We start from the raw sequence: 634 nt of genomic DNA, 5'->3' as shown, positions 1-634 counted from the left end.
ACCGCGACCCCGGCGTGTTCGCCGACCCGGCGGCCTTCGACGTCACGCGGGAACGCGCGCGCGACCACGTGGCGTTCGGCGCCGGCCGCCACCACTGCCTGGGCGCGTCGCTGGCGCGCATGGAAGGCGAGATCGGGTTGCGCACGATCTTCGAGCGCTTCCCCGGGCTGCGGGTGCTACCGGGTGGCCGCCGTCGGTCGACGCGCATCCTGCGTGGCTACGAAAACCTGCCCGCGGTGCTCACGCCGTGACGACCCGGCGCGGGCGTCCGCCCAAGGACCTCGGCGGCCTTTCCCGGGACCGGATCCTGCGGGAGGCGCTCGCACTGGTCGACGAGGAGGGCCTGGACGCTGTCAGCATGCGCAAGCTCGCGCGGCGGCTCGGCGTCGACCCGATGAGCCTGTACAACCACGTCGACGGCAAGGACGCGCTGCTCGACGGCGTCGCCGAGGTGCTGCTCGCCGCGATCCCGGCGCCCCCGCCGGGCGACCTCCGGGAGACGATGTCCGCGCTGGCGCACGGTTTCCGCGACGCGATGCTCGGGCACCCGCGCGCGGCGCCGCTCGTGCTCACCCGCCAGCTCGCGTCGATGACGGCGCTGGCGCCGGTGGAGGCCGTGCTCGGGCCGCTGCTC

General features: G+C 75.2%; 2 protein-coding genes. Both read left to right on the top strand.

Translation table 11 applies throughout. From position 1 onward, the window contains the following. Positions 1-251, top strand: a 251-nt coding sequence (locus G3I65_RS26450; RefSeq protein ID WP_160698508.1) for a cytochrome P450, incomplete at its 5' end; no start/stop codon positions are given. Beyond that, the coding region (locus G3I65_RS26445; protein WP_160698507.1) for a TetR family transcriptional regulator at positions 248-634 on the top strand (387 nt) is incomplete at its 3' end. The genes G3I65_RS26450 and G3I65_RS26445, both read left to right, overlap by 4 nt.

This window comes from Amycolatopsis sp. SID8362 (assembly GCF_010550475.1).
GTDB lineage: Bacteria > Actinomycetota > Actinomycetes > Mycobacteriales > Pseudonocardiaceae > Amycolatopsis > Amycolatopsis eburnea.
The sequence above is the reverse complement of the archived record's forward strand: the minus strand, read 5'-3'. Positions and strand labels throughout refer to the sequence as shown.